Raw genomic sequence first — 17,651 nt, forward strand, 5'->3', positions numbered from 1 at the left:
CACGTGTCCTGCGAACCGCTCATCGTGCTGGACGGGATCGAGAAGACCTTCACGGTCCGCCGGAAGGCGGGCCCGTTCCGCCGGGAGAAGCGGGAGGTCCGGGCCGTCGACGGGATCTCCTTCACCGTGGACCGGGGCGAGATGGTCGGCTACATCGGCCCGAACGGCGCCGGGAAGTCCACCACCGTCAAGATGCTCACGGGCATCCTCACCCCCAGCGGCGGCCGGCTCCGCGTCGCGGGCATCGACCCCGCCCGCGACCGCACCCGCCTCGCGCGCCGCATCGGCGTCGTCTTCGGCCAGCGCACCACGCTCTGGTGGGACCTGCCGCTGCGGGACTCGTACCGCCTGGTGCACCGCATGTACCGGATCCCCGACGACCGCTACCGCGAGAACCTGGCCCGCTGCGTCGACCTCCTCGACCTGGGCGACCTCCTCGACGTGCCGGTCCGCCAGCTCTCCCTGGGGCAGCGGATGCGCGGCGACATCGCCGCCGCCCTCCTCCACGACCCGGAGGTGCTGTACCTGGACGAGCCGACGATCGGCCTCGACGTCGTCTCGAAGTCCCGCGTCCGCGCCTTCCTGCGCGAACTGAACGCGGAGCGCGGCACCACGGTCCTCCTCACCACCCACGACCTCACCGACATCGAGCAGCTCTGCTCGCGGGTGATGGTCATCGACCACGGCCGGCTGGTGTACGACGGCGGTCTCCCCGGCCTGCACGCGGCCGGCGACGGCGAGCGGACCCTCGTGGTGGACCTGGCGCGCGCGTTCCCGCCGATCGACTCCGTGCCCGGCGCCCGCTTCGTACGGGCCGAGGGGCCGCGCCAGTACCTCGCCTTCCCGGCGTCCGCGTCGGCCGCCCCGCTGGTCGCCGCGGTGGCCGAGGCGTACCCCCTGGTGGACCTCTCGGTGCGGGAACCGGACATCGAGTCCGTGATCGCGAAGATGTACGGGGGAGCGCCCGGGGGAACTCACGAGGAGCGCCGGGAGTCCCTGATGTAAGGAGGTCGGGACGGCATGGTGAGTTTCTCTTACACGGCTGCGGACGAGGAGAAGAGCAGGGGCGTCCGCCGCATGAAGGCCCTGGCGACGGCACTGCTGGCCGTCGTGGCGGTGGTCTACGCCCTGGCGACCTGGGCGGAGAACTCCGGCGCGGGCGCCTGGGCCGGGTACGTGGCGGCGGCGGCCGAGGCCGGCATGGTCGGCGCGCTCGCGGACTGGTTCGCGGTGACGGCGCTCTTCCGCCACCCGCTGGGCCTCCCCATCCCGCACACCGCGATCATCCCCACGAAGAAGGACCAGCTGGGCGCCTCGCTCGGCTCCTTCGTCGGCGAGAACTTCCTCTCCGCCGACGTCGTACGCGGCCGGCTGCGAGCCCTGGGCGTCGGCCGCCGCGTCGGCGCCTGGCTGTCCCACCCGGACCACGCCGACCGGGTCACGGAGGAGCTGGCCACCGCCCTGCGCGGGGCGCTGACCGTCCTGCGCGACGCCGACGTGCAGGCGGTGGTGGGCGAGGCGATCACCCGGCGCGCCGAACAGGCGGAGATCGCGCCGGGCGTCGGCAAGACCCTGGAGCACATGGTCGCGGACGGCGCCCACCGCCGGGCCGTCGACCTCGTCTGCACCCGCGCCCACGACTGGCTGGTCACCCACGGCGACTCCGTCATGGACGCCGTCCAGGGCGGCGCCCCCGGCTGGACCCCCCGCTTCGTGGACCGCAAGGTCGGCGAGCGCGTCTACAAGGAACTCCTCCGCTTCGTCACGGAGATGCGGGACATGCCGACGCACCCCGCGCGCGGCGCCATCGACCGCTTCCTCACCGACTTCGCCGCCGACCTCCAGGCCGACACGGACACCCGCGCCCGCGTCGAACGCCTCAAGTCCGACCTGCTGGCCCGCCCCGAGGTCCAGGACGTCATCGCCTCGGCCTGGGCCTCCGTCCGCGCCCTCATCATCGCGGCGGCCGAGGACGACCAGAGCCAGCTCCGCCTCCGCGCCCGCGCCTCCCTGATCTCCCTCGGCAAGCGCCTGGCGACCGACACCCGCCTCCAGTCCAAGGTCGACGGCTGGCTGGAGTCGGCCACGATCTACCTGGTCACCACCTACCGCCCCGAGATCACCTCCCTGATCACGGACACCGTCGCCGGCTGGGACGCCGACCAGACCTCGAAGAAGATCGAGGCCAACATCGGCCGCGACCTCCAGTTCATCCGCATCAACGGCACGGTGGTGGGCGCCTTGGCGGGCCTGCTGATCTATACGGTCAGCCACGCTTTCGGGGGGTGAGGGGGAGGGTGGGGGCCGGTCCAGCCCGGGGCCGAGCCTGCCCGCGGCTCGCCCCGACTTGGGGCTCAAACCTGCCGGGGGCCGGACTCGGCACGGGGCCGAGCCCGTCCGGGGCTCGCGCCGGCTCGGGGCTCAGCGCCGCCCGGGCTTCCCCTGGCCCGGGGGCTCAGCCGCGTTCGCGGGTCGCGGCCCAGGCGGCGACGCCCATCGCCCCGGCCACGGAGAACACCGCGGGCCACGCCCCGATCTTCTTCGCCAGCGGATGCGACCCCCCGAACGCCGCCACATAGGCGGCGGACAGCCCCACGGCCGTCCCCACCCCACCCGCCCGCTGCCACTCCCGAGCCGCCACCCCACCGGCCACCGCCAGCACCACCCCACCCAGCGGCCGCTTCTTCGTCCACCGAGCCGTGGCGTACCCACCCACGAGTCCGGCGGCGGCGATGGCGGGGGAGGGGATGCGGGGCATGGTGGCACCTCGTGTTCGGATCGACGTCTTTGTCCGCAGCCTAACGAGGTGCCGCCCCCGTGCGTCAGGCGAGCAGCGAGGCGAAGAACCCGATCGAAGGCTCTTCGGGCGTGCCCACGAGCAGTGCGCGGTCCAGCAGGGTGTTGTTGTGCTCGCAGCTCGTCTCGGGGAGCATCACGCAGGCGTGGCACGCCGCGAGGTTGGTGCCGGCGGTCCCCGACGCCTCGGACTCGATGCAGAGGGGGTCGGAGGAGCACCACGCGGACCGGTGCACGGCCCCTCGGACGGCGTCGGCGAGCCGGGCGGGCTCGCCCTGGGCGACGAGCCCTCCGAGACTGCCGGCCGAGTCGCTCGTCGCCGTGTAGACGAGGATCCCCGCCATGCCCTCGTCGGCGTACAGACGCTCGCGGAGCGCGGCCGCCGGGTATCCGGCGTCCAGGCTCCACTGGGTGATGAGCACGTGGGCCAACGTGTGCAGCAGGATCATCCGCGGCCCGGCCGGGGAGGCCGGGGCCAGGTCCGGCTCCGTCGCCCGCTGTCGCAGCAGCCGTTCGTGCGCGGCACGGATCCGCTCCGCCCGGGCGACCACGGGCGCCGAGCCGGCCCATGCCTCCAGCCGGTCCTCGTCGAGACGGAGGAAGACGCCCTCGCCGCGCACCTCCATCGCGGGCAGCCAGGACAGGGGCGAGGTCGAGAGGGCGGCCTCCTTGCCCTCGGTGGTCGAGTCCGGGTCGGCGAGTCGGGTGAACGCCTTGAGCGCCCTGACCTCGCGGAGCTTCTTCACCAGCATCGGACCCGTGACTCCGAGGGGGACCAGGGGTGCCGGATCGCCCAGCGGCGTCTCGCAGACGAACTGCTCCTTGTGGGAGCGCTCGCGCTCGTCGTTGCCCGCGCGGAGCCGCTCGTACTCCTTGTGACGCAGGGCGAGATAGCGGCGGTCGAAGGAGGGGGTCCCGTCGCCCTCCGGATCCTCCTCCCGTTCGGCGGCGAGGAGGGCCATGACCTCGTCGACGGGGACCGGCGGCTTGTTCCTGAAGACGAAGTTGAGGCACATTTCCACGGCGTCCCGACTGTCGAGCTCGCGGAGCTGCGCCCAGTGCTCGTCGAGCGGGTCGGCCCGCCCGTCGCTCCACGGGGGGATGGAGAGGGCCGACTTCAGGACGGGCTGCCACACGGAGGAGGAACCGCGCTGGAGCGTGCGGGCGGAGAGCCTGCAGGGGTCCGCGGGGACGGACGTCCCGAGCCAGGGGCGGGTGCCGCGACACCGCAGCCCCAGGTCCTTCAGGGCGTTCCTGCGGAAGGAGCCCTCCATCGAGACCTCCGGCACCCCGCAGGTGCACGACACGATGATGGAGCGGAGCGAGGAGCTGCGTCCGGAGGAACGCAGGGTGAGGGTGCCGCCGCACTGCCCCGCCGTGGACGTCCCACCCGCCGACGACCGGTGCACCCAGTGCCAGTACGGGAACTCGTCGAGGTGTCCCGCCTCGCAGGCGATCACGAAGCGGGAGGGGACGAGGTCGGACCCGCATGCCCCGCACTGGCTGCGGCCGGGGGGCGGATTGAACTGGTGCCATCGGCGGAGCTCGCCGCACTCGGGGCAGGAGTGCATGATCGGGAACCGGCGGACCCGGACCCCGTCCTTGCTGGTGTCCTCGGAGGCGGGCGGCAGCCGGAAGTAGTCCACCTCGAGGAGTCGGGCGAGCCGGCGCTCGCTGATCCGCGGGGACTCGTCCGACCGCCAGTGCTCGTCGGCGCCGTCGAGCCCGGAGACGACGAAGGACTCGTGGTCGACCGCGATCAGGGAGCCGACGCCGTACGTGGTGATCATCTGGGCGCGGCGGACCGCGCCCCGCCGGGGCAGGCTCGGGGCGGGCGCGCCGTTCGCACCGGTACGGCGGCGACGCGCGGGGGGCGGGGTCATCGGGATGCCTCCAGGAACAGGGCGGATTCGGCGTCGACGTCGCGCAGGCTCCACAGCGTGGGCCACGCCTCGGCGTCCTCGGACTCGTCGTCGTACGACTTCAGCAGCGACGGTCTCCGGTCGCCCCGCTGCGGTTCGAAGAGCAGGCCGCCGTGGACGTCGGCCTCGTCGCACCACCAGTCGACGAACTCGTCGAAGGCGCGCGACACCGCCTCGAGCTCCGGCGGCGGTGGCGCGTCGTCCTCCGTGGGGACGGCGGCGGTGACGCGGTCGAGAAGGATCTGCTTCACGTCCTCACGGAGCCGGTCCTCGTACGAGGCGACCTTTCCGGCGGCGTCGTTCTCCCGGGCCTCGGGGAGCAGGATCCGTGCGAGGGCGACGACGACGGCGTGGAGACCGCGCTCGCGGGCGCGCGCGGAGAAGGGGGTGACGGACGTGGACTCCACCTCGCGGTAGAGGGCCGAGTGGAAGTGCAGGAAGTTCTCGTAGTGCGAGCGGTCGCGGGACCGGGTGGCGTTGAGCATGACGGCGACCAGACCGGGGTGGGCGCGGCCGACGCGGCTGGTCGCCTGGATGTACTCCGCGGTGGTCTGGGGCTGGCCCATCACGGCCATCAGCCCGAGCCGGTCCACGTCCACGCCGACCGCGATCATGTTGGTGGCGAGGAGGACGTCCACCGTGTCCGGGTCGGGGAGCCGCTTCTCGATGCCCTTGAGGCGGGCGGGGATGTCGCTCGCGTCGACCCGGCTGGTGAGCTCCGAGTAGTTGGTGGTGGACCGGACCTCCACCCCTTCCCGTTCGGCGAGCAGCTCCAGGTAGTCCACGACGTCGTCGTGGACCTGGAGTTCGGCCGCGGACAGGAGCCGGAGGCTGTTGAAGTAGCCCACCAGGCTCCAGTAGGCGTCGCGGACCTCCTCGCTCGTCCGTGCCTGCCTGGCCCGGTGCATGAGGGTGGCGTAGGTGCGGATGAGGAGGGTCGACTGGCTCGTGCCGGGGGCCAGCAGCCCCACGTAGCGGCGGCTGGCCTTCTCCTCCCGAGGCGTCTCGACCGCGAACCAGGAGTCCCGGGAGTCCAGTCCGGCCGGCGGGAACTGGCGTACGTCGCGCGCGAAGAGGCTGCGCCCCTGGTCGACCGCGCGGCGGATGGTCGCCGTGGAGGCGATCACCTTGGGACGATCGGCGAGGGCGTCGACCGCGGTCTCGTAGAGGCCGGTGAGCGTGCCCAACGGGCCTGAGATGAGGTGGAGTTCGTCCTGCACGACCAGCTCGGGCGCCGGGGTGGGGTCCGCCGGGTCGTCCCGGTTGAAGAGCGCCGCGGTGGCCGGTCGCCATGGCATCGAGGCGAACTTGTCGACGGTGGCGATGACCAGGGTGGGGCGGGCGTCGTAGACCGCCTCGTCGACCAGGTGGACCGGGAGGCCGTCCGCGAAGTCGCAGCCCTCGCCGGGGCAGCGCACGCGCATCCGCCGGGCGTCGCGATCGACCGCGTAGGCTCGTGCGTCCAGCCGGGTCCCGCACCAGGGGCAGGCGTGCAGCTGGACGGGGTTCTCGGTGGCGAGCCGCCGGCCGAGGTCGCGGCGGAGCTCCTCCAGCTTCTCCTCGGCCTTCTCCAGGGTGTTGGGCGTCGCCGACCGGCCGACCCACATCCCGATGGAGAACTCCTCGGTGCCCAGCTCCGAGGGAAGGTCCCGGCGCATCCGTTCCATGGCGCACAGCAGGATCGCGGCCCGCTCGAACTGCTGGAGCGTGAGCAGACGCAGGGTGTAGCGCATGAGGACGGTCACGCCCCCGCCGTCGGCTCCCTTCCGGATGCGGCGGAGGAACGCCGTGAAGGCGATCAGACCGAGATACGCCTCGGTCTTGCCGCCGCCGGTGGGGAACCAGAGCAGATCGGCGATCTCGCGGTCCGGATGCTTCCGGTCGTCGATGCCGGACAGGCAGAGCAGGACGAACGCGATCTGGAAGGGGCGCCAGCGGCCGGCCGTCGGGTCCGGTGCGCCGTCCTTGCCCGCCTTGACCCACGCGCTCCGGGCCCGCTGATCGGCCATGGCCCGGTTGGCGAGCCGGAAGGCCCGCATCAGTTCCGGCTTCCCGGGGTCGGCGAGGAGCGCGATGCCCGCCCGGATCCTCCGCAGGGCCTCGCCGCAGCTGTCGACCTGATCGGAAGCGGACCGCGCGTGCGGGGTGTCCGCGAGGAGGTCGGCCTCGGTCCGCTTGCGCTCGATCCACTGCTCGTAGCCGTCGGCGAGCGCGTGCAGTGCGTCCAGGATCTCGGCGTCGGAGCCCTCGGCGAGACCGAGCATGGACAGGGCCGAGCTGTCGATCTCCGGGTTGGAGTCGGCGAGCAGCACCTCGACGGCGGGTACGAACTCGCTGCGGACCTCGCTCACGGCGGCCTTCCTGGCGTCCGTGATCCCGATCGGTGGCGCGTTCCACTCCCAGTCGGCGGCACACCCGTGCCCGACGGCGAAGGTCGGTGCGTGGCGGTGCAGCAGACGGCTGGTGGCCACCTCGTCGTCGTGGGACGTGTGCGGGGCGGGGCGCTCGACGAAGGCCCCGGAACCGTTCGAGGCCCGGACCGTGAGCCCGCACTGGAAGAGGGAGGCGGCGTCCTGCAGATCGTGCTCGCCGACCCGCTGGGTGTTGACGAGGGTCACGGTCACGGTCACGGTGCCGGTGGTCGCGTGAGGGCGTCGGACGTTGACCCGGAGAGCGGCCCCGTGCCCGAGTTCGACCTCGATCCGCGGATCCGGGGTGGTCACGTCGACGGTGGTGTCCGGCAGCGACAGCACGGTGCGGTGCCACTGTTCCTGCTGGTCGGAGGTGGTGCGTGCTTCGGCCCGGCGGGCCGGGACGGGACGCCCCGTCGCGTCGGTGGGCCGGTAGGCGGAGGCCTGGACCCCGACGACGATCGACCGGCTCTCGTCCGGGTCGACCGCGAAGGTGAGGCCCATCGACGAGGGGCGCCGGGAGCCGGAGGTGACGGCCTCGTCGGAGGCGGACGGCTCGTCGGCCTCCTTGCGGGAGATCACGGGCGCGTCGTCCGGACTGTTCTGTTCCTGCTCCGCGGCCCGGAGCCGGTCCGCGGCGGCGGGATCCGCCGACCGGGGGTAGAGGACGCCGACGACATAGCGGTCGATCGGTGCGTCCTGCACGAGGACCTCGGTCAGGTCCTCGTGAGCGGCGTCGGGAGCTGGGCCCAGGAGCTCACGGCGCAGCCCGACGAGGAGCTCCTCGTCCCGGACCCGGTAGTGCTCGGCGTGTCGGCCTGCCACGTGCGTCATGCGTTCCTCTCCTCGTTCTCGTCGAGCTCCTCGCCGCCTCCGGCCCTCCGGAACCGGCCGATGCCGGTGAGCCGGGGGGCGATCCACATGCCGCGGTCGCCCAGACCGGCGTTGGCGCCGGCGGCCGTGCTGCCGGCCACCGTCTCCAGGGCGTCGACGCGTATCCCGTGGATCTCGTCCGGCCACCAGGGGTCCCAGGTCCGGTTCACCTTCTGGACCTGGAACAGGTCCTCGCGGAAGCGCTCGGAGACCTCTCCGATCTCCCGGTCCTCGTGCAGCAGCGCGTACGGCGGGCTCTGGTGCTCGCCCATCGGGACGTCGTGGCGCCTGCGCAGCACCACGGCGTCCCCGGGGGCCACCCGCTCCAGCAGGTACGCCTGGGCCGCGGCCGCGTCCGGCCCCGGGCACGCGGGCAGGTCACGGGCGACGTCACCGGCCTCGGCGACGATCCCGAACCGGTCGTAGGACCGCCACCCGGCCACGTACCGTCGCCCGACGGCCCTGCGGGCTCCCGCGCGCCGGACGAGCGGCAGTTCGGGAACGGCCACGTGATGGAGGTCCTGGCGCGCCCGCGTCATGGCCACGTACAGGGCCCTGGCCTCGGCGGGCAGGTCGAGGTCGTCCTTGTACTGCTTGCGGAGTTCGCCGACGGACGGAGGGGTGAGCACGATCACGCGGTCGAACTCGAGGCCTTTGGCCCGGTGGACGGTGGAGACGACGAGCCGCTCCGTCTCCGGGTCGGCGGCCTCGTCGGGGAAGCGGCCGTCGGACACGACGCGGCGGAGCCGTTCGAGGTCGAGCACGTGCCGCCCGGCCCCGCGGGCGACGCGGCGCAGCACCGTCCACAGCGCGGCCGGATTCGGCTCGTACGGCAGGGGGATCTCGGCGAGCAGGGAGCGGAAGCGGTCCTCGGTGAGGCCGCTCGCACCGGTGCGGCGGAGGAGTTCGGCCACCCAGAACGGGACCGGCCGTTCCTCGAGCGGGCGTCGCAGCCGATGGGGCACGCCGTGCGCGTGCAGCAGCTCGGACACGGCGAGGGCCTGGCGGTTGTCGCGGGTGAGGATCGCGCAGGTGTCGGGCGACCTGCGGAGCCCGTCCAGGGTGAGCGGATCGGTGAGGTCCGCCAGGACGTTGGCGGGTTCCAGGAGGAGGTCGCGCAGTTCGTCGTAGAGCCGCCCGGCCTCTTCGGGGTCCGTGACCTCCTGCAGCCGCGGGCCCAGATGCAGTGCCGTCCTGGCCTCGGGCGTGACGGCCCGGAAGTTCGCGGTGAGGTGCAGCTCGACCAGGTCGTCGGGGTAGGAGCCGCGCAGCCAGTCGAAGAACCTGCCGGTCTCGTCGGCCCGCTCGGCCATGTCGTCGATCTGGAACCCGTAGACGCTCTGGGCTGCGTCACCGACGACGGTGAAGCCGCAGCTGTCCTGGTACCGGTCGATCAGCGTCTCGACCAACTCGCGACGGCCGCCCAGCAGGTCCTGGACCTCGTCGATCACGACGTGGGCAGGGGGCACGGCGTCACCGGCCTCCAGCGCCCCCTTCTCCACCGCCTGCGCGGCCGCCAGGATCCGCTCCTCGAAGCCGACCGCGCTCCACTGGTCGTCGGGTCGGGCCTGTCGCAGGACTCCGTAGGCCCAGGCGTCGAAGGTCTGGGCCCGCACCCTTGTCGCCCGGTCGCCGTGCCGGGCGATCCGCTCGCGCAGTTCGCGTGCGGCGGCTCGGGAGAAGGTCAGGACGAGGATCTCGGAGGCGTCCAGGGCCTCCTCCGGGTCGTCGTGACCGCACAGGGCGTCGAGTCGGCGCACCAGGGTGTGTGTCTTGCCCGCCCCCGCCCCGGCGGTCACGAGCACCCGGGCGTCCCAGGGCTGCTCGACCACGGACCGCTGCTCGTCGGTGAGCGGCGGACTGTCGAGGTACGTGTCGGTCACGTGCGGCTCCAGAGGTGCTCGAACTGGGTGAAGGCGAGCTGGGTGTCGAAGTTCTCGATGTTGTCGCTGACGTTGAGGATCAGGCAGGTGTCCTTGCCGCCGTTCCGGGGCCCGCGCAGTCCACGCCCGATCATCTGCTGGTAGACGTTCGTGCTGTAGACCGGGCGCGCCACGACCACGACGCGGGTGGCCGGCGCGTCGAACCCCTGGGTGAGCACACCGTAGTTGGTGAGGACACGGATGCGGCCGGAACGGAACTCCTCGATGCGCCGGCGACGGTCCGAGGCGCTGGTCGTCGCGTCCACGGCCGCGGACGGCACGCCGCGGTCGTTCAGCAGGGCCGCCAGGTACTTGGCGTGGTCCACCGAGGTGGCGAAGAGCAGCGTCGGCCAGTCCTCCGGCAGACCCGCCACCTCCTCGACGATGCGCCGGCTGCGGGAGTGGTCGTCGGCGAGCCGCTGCTCGGCGGCACGGGTGAGCATCGACATTCGCTCGGCCTGCGCCTTCTCCTCCCGGGTCAGCTCGATCCGCCCGCCCTGGAGCGTCCGGTGCTCGACCTCCGCGAGCATGCCCCACTGCTGGAGGTCGCGGTACGGGTCGCCGGAGGGGAAGACGCCCTCGTCGAGGCGCCTGTTGCCGAACCGGCCGACCAGGCGCAGGGTCTCCTCCTCGTTGGTGTTGCGGTACGGGGTGGCGGTCAGACCCAGCAGGTGTCGTTTCGTCTCGTACCGGGTGAGGCCGAGCCGGCTGAGGATCTCCGTGTAGCGCTTGGAGACGGCGGTGTGCGCCTCGTCCACGATCACCAGGGCCGCCTCCCGCAGCCACGCGTAGGCGTCGGTGCCCAGGCAGCGTTCCAGCTTCGCGTCGGTGGCGACCACGAGGTGCGGATGGTCGACCACGTCCCCGACCTCGTTGGAGCTCCAGAGCCTGCTGATGGTGAGTGGGCTCTCCGCGCCGACCTTGTTCCATACGAACTTCCAGCTCTGCACGGCCTGTTCGCACAGCTCCTCGGTCTGCGCGATCCACAGCAGCGGGCCGCGCAGGTCGCCGACCTGCTTCACCCAACGGATCACGGCCTCCGAGGTGACCCGCGTCTTGCCGGCGCCGGTCGGCAGCGACAGCATCGCGCGCTGCGGGGCGAGCCGGTCGAGCAGTCCGCTGATGTTGCGGACCAGGTCCTCCTGGTAGTCGTGGAGGCGCGGGAAGTCTCGCGGACCCTCCACGGTCTCGAAGGCGGGAGGCGCCGGCGTGCGGGAACCCGCGAAGGCGACCGGGAGCCGCAGGTCCGACACGAAGGCGATGGCTGCCGACGAACCCCCGTAAGCGACCGGAGCGTTCGGGAACCTTGCCTGGATGTCGCGGGCGTGCTGCTGGAGCACCCCGTCGCCGTGGGCGTTGAACGCCATCTGGGCGATGCGGTGCCCGGACGGCTCCGTGCCACCGGCTTCCTGCGACTCCGCCTCCATGAGTCCCTCGGGCAGTCCGGCGCGGAGGGCGTCAGCGCCGATCAGCAGCTCGATCTTGGTGACCACGTCCGACGCCTCCTGGACGGCCTTGATCGCCGCCCGCATCGCGCCGTCGCGAGCCATGCGCTCCTGGAGCTCGAGGACGGCCCGGCACCCGGTCGGGCCCAGTCCGAGTTCCAGCTCCCGGTCGATCAGCCGCAGCATCGGCTCGGCCTCGACGGGGACGAGGATCTTCACCGTGGTGCCCTGGCGCACCGCGTCCAGAGGCCGCGGCCGGGTGCCGTTGGGGGTGCGGGTCAGCTCCTCGAGCTCGGTGCACCGCTGCACGAGGCTGCCCCGGGTGGCGCTGTTCAGCTGCTGACGCAGACCGGGGTAGAGCTCGACGAGCGGTACCGGCTCGCCCTCGGGCACCTCCCGGGTCTCCTTGCTGATGACGTCGGCGAAGCGGAGCATCCCCCACTTCTCCACCAGGAGCTCGGCGTCCTCGACGGTGGAGACCAGCAGGGCCGGCAGCTGTTCGGCGCGCAGCGCCCGGTACTCGGCGGTGCCGACGGCGACGGTGATCTCCTCGTCGGGGCGGGTGCCCCAGGCGTCGCCGACCCGGCACCGGGTGAGGGTGTCCTCGGGGAACTCGGCACCGAACCGGGTCAGCATGACGTAGGTGGCGCCGACGAAGCCGTCGTCCTCGCTCCGGGACAGCTCGGTGAGCAGCGAGTCCCAGCGATCGGCCGGCACCTCGTCGACGGTGGTCGCGAGATGCAGTTTGCGGGCCTTCTCCGAGGAGATGTCGGCGACGGGAAGGACGTCGCGGTACGCGGCGAGCTGCGGTCCGACCGCTTCCGCGAGTGGCTTGACGCCCTGGGAGGTGGCGACGTACCCGTGCCTCCGCAGCATCCAGCGGATGGGGGACGCCACGGACTGGCGGGTGCTCGTCTGCGCGCCGATCTGCAGGGTCCAGTTGTCGACCACCGCGTCGTCGGGCAGCGCCTTCAGGAAGGCGGCGCGGGACTCCTGGGACAGGGCGCGGAAGAGGTGCAGGGGGCCGCCGACGGGCGAACCCTCCACCTTCATCCGGCTCAGCGAGGGGCGGGGGGCGGTGTTGGCGAGCCGCTTCAGGTACGCGGTGTGCACGGCCTCCCGGTACTCCTCGAACCACCCCTCCGCGTCGGATTCGGGGCGCACCGCGGCTGACGGGCGCTCCCGCAGGCCGAGGTCGGGGAAGAAGGAGAGGTCGTCGGAGTGGAACCGGACGTCGACGGCGATGCCCGGGTCGCGTTCGGCCGTCACGACCGTGCCGGGAAGCATGCAGTCCCGCACCGGCCGGAACCTGCGGTCCGCGGTCCGCACGTGGAGCGTCTCCCGGGCCCGCGGCACCTTCTCCAGCAGGGTGTGGGCGAGGCGGCGCCCACCCGCACGACGGAACAGCTCCCAGAAGCGCTCCCACTCGGCGTCCCCGTATCCGGCGAAGCCCTGGTCGAGCACGCTGATGAACCTGCCCTCGGCGTGCGCCTCCCGGATGCCGAGCACGTTCAGGGCGTGGGCGAGCGACGGATCCTGGGCGAGCTCGCCGACCACGTACACGAGGGACTCGGGGAGTCCGCCCTCGTCGGCCCTCCGGAAGACCCGGCCGACCACGGGGGCGACGAGCCCGTGCTCCTCGGTGAGGACGATCTTCGCCTTCCGGGCCTCGGCGGCGTCGGGGGACCCCTTCTCGATCATGTCGGTGAGGATCCGGATCGCCGTCGCCGAGGCCGCGGGGGTCCCGGACGCCACGAGCGCCTCCAGCCATGTGCGGACGTCGGCCCGCTCGCGCCCGGCCGCGCCGATGATGTGTTCCACCTTTCCGGACCGCAGGGCGTCGACCTCCACCGACGGGTGCAGCCAGTCCGACGGGCGGTCCGGGCAGCCGTGCCACATCCGCAGCCATCCGGCGAGGTGCTGCTTCGGTTCGAGACGAGGGTGGACGTGGAGTTCCGCCGGTGTCCGCAGGACTCCCTCCTGGTCGGGGAGCGAGGGGCGCACGGCGGCGCGGGCCCAGATCTCCCGGGTCAGGAACTCGTCCGCCCAACTGATGGCCTCCTTCACGCGGCCGGGCAGGAGCGGGAGATGGGCGGCGGGGTCGTCGGCGGGGGCGAGCCGGGGGAGGGAGTCGACGACGAGCTGCGCCGAAACCTTGATCATCTCCTCGTTGAAAGCGGAGGAGTCGAGCAGGTTCTGGCGGTCCTCGTTCGTCTTCCAGGCGCCGTTGAGGATGCCGCTCAGGGAGATCTCGTACTTCGTGGGGAAGAACGACCAGAACCGTCCGCGCCCGCGTGCCTTCGACGACAGGTACAGGCCGCTCTTCGGATCCTTCTCCAGGGCGGGGACGGCCCAGGCGAGTTCGAGCGAAAGGCGGTCGTGCAGCTCACCGGCGTCGGCCCGCGCGGCGGGGCCCGGCTCGTGCGTGACGGTGAAGACCCTCCAGCGGTCCGCCGTGGTCGGCTTCCCGGTGCGTTCCTCGTGCACGGTGTGCAGGTCGCCCGCCTGCTCGGTGGTCAGGACGCGTCGGACGACGGGGCGGGGCCTGCGGTCGTCCAGGACGACCTTCGCCACGTGGGGGGAGAGGAGCTGGAAGCCGAGGGGGAACTCCTCGCGGGACGAGACGTTCGACCGTCCGCCGTGCATGTCCTGGGCCAGTCGGTCCGCGGCGCCGCGGAGCAGCGGCAGGCGCACCACCGTCGTGGCCCAGCGGAGCAGTTCGTCGAGCACGCCGTCCTGCGCGCGCTCCGCGGCCATGTCGAGGGGGCGGGCCATGCGCAGCACCGGGGCCTCGAAGTCCGTGCCCAGGTGTGCTTCGACCCCCGGCACCGACCGGATGCGCTCGTAGGACCAGTCGCGGTCGAAGCCGAAGGAGCCGGTGGCGCCGAAGAACTGCGGGGCGTCGGTGACGACGAGTACCGACTTCACGCCGACGCCGAAGCGGCCGATCTGTCCGCCGCGTTTGCGCGACATGCTCATCCGCAGGATGGTCTCCGCGCCCTCGGGCGAGACGGGCGTGCCCTCGTTGGCGCAGTAGAGGTGGGTGTCGGTGAGGACGACGTGGACCGTGCCGCCCGGCTGGGACGCGATCTCGTCGGCCGCGTTCTGGACGAGTTCGAAGAGCTGGCGGTCGCCGTAGCCACCCTGGGTGATGCGGCGCTCGCTGTTGGCGTGCTCGGGGATGAGGCCGGGGTCGACCTCGTAGGTCTGGAGAACGCGGTCGGACTGCTCGAGGACGGTCCGGATGACGGGGGAGTCCGTGGCTGACATGTCTCTGCGGCTCCTGGAGTCGAGGAGGGAAGGAAGAGGAAGGGCCGCGGCGGGCCGGCCCGGTTCAAGGTCCCGGGGTGCGTCGGTGCCTTGCACCAGGCCGGCGGGCCGCGTGGTGGTGAGGGTGCGGTCAGCCGTCATCGCGGTCGGGTTCGAGCAGGGTCATGCCGACGATGTCGGTGAAATAGACACGGCTCTCCCCGAGTTCCTGCAGGAAGTGCTCCCGCATGGCCGGAGCGGCCGTCCGATAGCCGAGCTCGGCGGCGGAGCACTCGCGTCCGGACCAGGGGGGAGGGTTCAGGGGGCACTCGTCGTAGGGGTGGGTCACGTTTGTCTCCTCAACTTTTGGGAACATTGCTGTGTCCCGCGCCGAAATGCGACGCTCTGTGCGTCGTCCGGGCAGGCTGGATCGCCGTTCGGCGCAGGTCGTTCCTGCTCGGACGGTTCTTGCGTCACGCGGGGTTCGGCGCTCGTGACCCCTCGGGCGTTCGCGGGAGTTGCCTTGTCGGAATTCCGCTTGCACGCCTCGTGGGCGGGACAAGGCAGGTTGAGGACAGACGTGTGGCGTGCGCATCGAGATGTCTTCTCGAAACGGCACGGCTTCTCCGGCTCCATGAGCTTGGCAAGCGATCTTCGGCGGCGTCAAGTCCCGCCGGGGAAGCTTCACTTGAGGAGTGTGAGGGTCCGTTTACGAGGTCGGGCGAAGCGGCATGGTTCGTGTCTTTCCGGAACTTTCGGGCGGAGCATGTGGACTCCTCGGTCGCAGGTTCGAGTCAAGTAGCAGTTGACGATCTACTTCGTGTCAAATTAGCCTGCTCGTGTTCATGACGCGGTCGACGAACGGGTGGTTGCATGGAGACGGGCGAGGACTTCGGGCCCTGGCTGGCCCGCCAGCTCAAGCTCGCGGGGAAGAACCAGGCCGAACTGGCCGACGAGCTGAAGCTGACGCGCGCCGCGGTGTCGGCGTGGATCACCGGACGGTCGGTCCCGCGTCCGACGATGATGACGGAGATCGCCCGGGCGCTCGGCACGGACATCGGCACGGTCCACACCCGCACCACCGACACCCAGGCGGGTCTTCCCGTCACCTGGTACCACCGCCCCGGCTACCAGGACGGCGGTCGCGACGGCGGCAACGCCGCGGCCTTCGCCTTCGACGCCGACGTCCAGGTGCTCGCCCGTGAGACCTGCCAGAACAGTCTCGACGAGCGGCTGACCGACAACGGCCGCCCGGTCCGCGTGCGCTACACCATCCACGAGATCACCGGAGAGACGCTCGACGCGTTCCGACAGGCGATCCTCTGGGACGAGCTCCAGCCCCACTACGAAGCGGTGTCGGAGGCGGCGGCCCACCAGAAGGTCGGGCGGGTCGTCCACGCCGGCGTGCGTGACATGTTCGAGAAGGGGAGGCTCGTCCTCCTCCGCGTCGACGACTACAACGCCTCCGGCCTCGTCGGCGACGACTACGACAACGGCAAGTTCGCCGCCGTCGTCCGACGCCAGCTGGAGAGCCTCAAGTCGGACCGCGGCGCGGGTGGTTCCTTCGGCCTCGGCAAGGCGACCCTGTGGGCGACCAGCGCCCTCGGCATGGTGCTGATCAACTCCACCCTCTCCGTCCCCCACGAGGGCCGGACCGAACGACGAGTCATCGGACGCCTGGAACTGCCCTGGCGATCCGTCGGCGACGGCACCTATGCCGGTCCCGCCTGGCTCGGACGCCCCGACCCCGACAGCCCCGGGGCCCAGGTCACCCGCTCCTGGTGGGCGGACGAGGACATCGTCGAGCGTCTCCACCTCACCCGCGACAGCGACGAACCGGGCACCTCCTTCCTCATCGTCGGCGCGCACGACGTCGCCAGCCTCGACGAGAGCAACGCCGACAGGGTGGTCGACGACGAGAACGGGCGGGACGGCCAGGAGGACGACGGGACCCGCGACATCCGCTCCATGCACCGCCGTCTCGTCGAGGCCCTCGAAAGGGACTTCTGGGCCGCCATGACCGCCGGAGGGAGCAGACTCCCGCTGCTGGAGACCTCGGTCCGGACGCTCCGCAACGGCCAGGTCGTCGTCGAGGAGCAGCAGATCGACCCCACCGAGGCCCAGCCCGCGCGCACCCGAGCCCTGCGCGCCTTCTACGAGGGGACGACCGTCGACCGGTTGACCGAGCCCGGGCAGGTGGCCCTGCGCACGGTCCCGCTGAAACTCCCCCTGGCGGGCGGTCGACGCGGCACGCACGGCACGCACCAGGCCGTCCTCCTCGTCACCGACGCGGGGGACAAGGACGGCGTCCCCAAGCAGGTCCACTCCCTGCGGGGCAACCGGATGACCATCAAGCGGTCGACCGTCGCCGGACTCCCCCTGGGGGTCAACAGTTTCCAGGCCGTGCTCCTCACCGGAACCGCGGCCGGTGAGGCCGCGCCCTTCGCCGAGGAGGCCGAGGAGTTCCTGCGGGCCGCCGAGCCGCCCGAGCACGACCGATGGGGCCAGACGGAGGAGCTGACCCTGCGCTGGTCGCACACCGCGCACCACCGGATCGCGCGCCTGACCACCGAGGTGAACGCGGCGGTGAAGGAACTGGTCGCCAGGCCCAAGCGGTCCGGCGACGAGGGCGGTGCCAAGCTCCGGAAGGCCCTCACCGTCTCCCCGACGAAGAAGACGACGTCCAGGCGCGCCGCCGGACCCGGACTGCCGGAACTCGACGGCCTCGACGCGTCCATCGGCCCGGCGGGGGAGTGGCGGATCACCGCGGAGGTGAAGCTGCCCCGCGTCGACGAACTTCCCGTGATGACCCCCGTGGTCCTGCTCGACGTGCGCTCGGGAGCTCGACCCCGCCTGGACTGGGCGGAACTCGTCGCCGAGGAGGGCTGCGAGATGGAGGACGGAGTGCTGCGCTTCACGCCCGGCGCCCGACGTGCCGTGTTCGGCGGCGCCACCGACGTCACCAGTCACCCGGTCCGTACCGCACTGACACGGCTGGTGCTCGAACTGCGCGCCGGCCAGGGGGAATGAGGG

The 17,651-nt window shown here is 72.0% G+C and carries 9 protein-coding genes; 3 read left to right on the forward strand and 6 right to left on the reverse strand.

Annotation, left to right across the window (positions count from 1 at the left end; translation table 11 throughout):
* The first annotated feature begins 3 nt into the window (after nucleotides 1-3).
* Nucleotides 4-1,005: an ABC transporter ATP-binding protein gene (locus IE321_RS06725; protein ID WP_190222107.1), complete on the forward strand. Its 1,002-nt coding sequence runs from the start codon at nucleotides 4-6 to the stop codon at nucleotides 1,003-1,005.
* 15 nt (nucleotides 1,006-1,020) lie between these two features.
* A complete protein-coding gene (locus tag IE321_RS06730; protein WP_043228163.1) occupies nucleotides 1,021-2,289 on the forward strand; it encodes a DUF445 domain-containing protein in 1,269 nt (422 codons plus the stop codon).
* Between the two features lie 166 nt (nucleotides 2,290-2,455).
* On the opposite strand, the gene IE321_RS06735 is transcribed toward IE321_RS06730, so the two are convergent.
* From IE321_RS06735 to IE321_RS06760, 6 genes are all read right to left on the reverse strand, one after another.
* A complete protein-coding gene (locus IE321_RS06735) occupies nucleotides 2,456-2,758 on the reverse strand; it encodes a hypothetical protein (RefSeq protein ID WP_190222108.1) in 303 nt (100 codons plus the stop codon).
* A 64-nt stretch (nucleotides 2,759-2,822) separates the two neighbouring features.
* Nucleotides 2,823-4,679 (reverse strand): MrfA Zn-binding domain-containing protein, encoded by a 1,857-nt coding sequence (drmB, locus tag IE321_RS06740; RefSeq protein WP_190222109.1) that lies wholly within the window; start codon nucleotides 4,677-4,679, stop codon nucleotides 2,823-2,825.
* Complete coding sequence (locus tag IE321_RS06745; protein WP_190222110.1) at nucleotides 4,676-7,963, reverse strand: helicase-related protein; 3,288 nt, start codon at nucleotides 7,961-7,963, stop codon at nucleotides 4,676-4,678. The genes drmB and IE321_RS06745 overlap by 4 nt, the downstream gene beginning before the upstream one ends.
* Complete coding sequence (locus tag IE321_RS06750) at nucleotides 7,960-9,885, reverse strand: UvrD-helicase domain-containing protein (protein WP_190222111.1); 1,926 nt, start codon at nucleotides 9,883-9,885, stop codon at nucleotides 7,960-7,962. The genes IE321_RS06745 and IE321_RS06750 overlap by 4 nt, the downstream gene beginning before the upstream one ends.
* A complete protein-coding gene (locus IE321_RS06755) occupies nucleotides 9,882-14,639 on the reverse strand; it encodes a DEAD/DEAH box helicase (protein WP_190222112.1) in 4,758 nt (1,585 codons plus the stop codon). The genes IE321_RS06750 and IE321_RS06755 overlap by 4 nt, the downstream gene beginning before the upstream one ends.
* Nucleotides 14,640-14,769: 130 nt before the next feature.
* Nucleotides 14,770-14,967, reverse strand: a complete 198-nt coding sequence (locus tag IE321_RS06760) for a hypothetical protein (RefSeq protein ID WP_190222113.1) — start codon at nucleotides 14,965-14,967, stop codon at nucleotides 14,770-14,772.
* Between the two features lie 524 nt (nucleotides 14,968-15,491).
* Between IE321_RS06760 and IE321_RS06765 the strand changes: the two genes are divergently transcribed.
* A complete protein-coding gene (locus tag IE321_RS06765; RefSeq protein WP_190222114.1) occupies nucleotides 15,492-17,648 on the forward strand; it encodes a helix-turn-helix transcriptional regulator in 2,157 nt (718 codons plus the stop codon).
* Nucleotides 17,649-17,651: the final 3 nt, after the last annotated feature.

The sequence above is a fragment of the Streptomyces hydrogenans genome (genome assembly GCF_014656075.1).
In the GTDB taxonomy this organism is placed as follows: domain Bacteria; phylum Actinomycetota; class Actinomycetes; order Streptomycetales; family Streptomycetaceae; genus Streptomyces; species Streptomyces hydrogenans.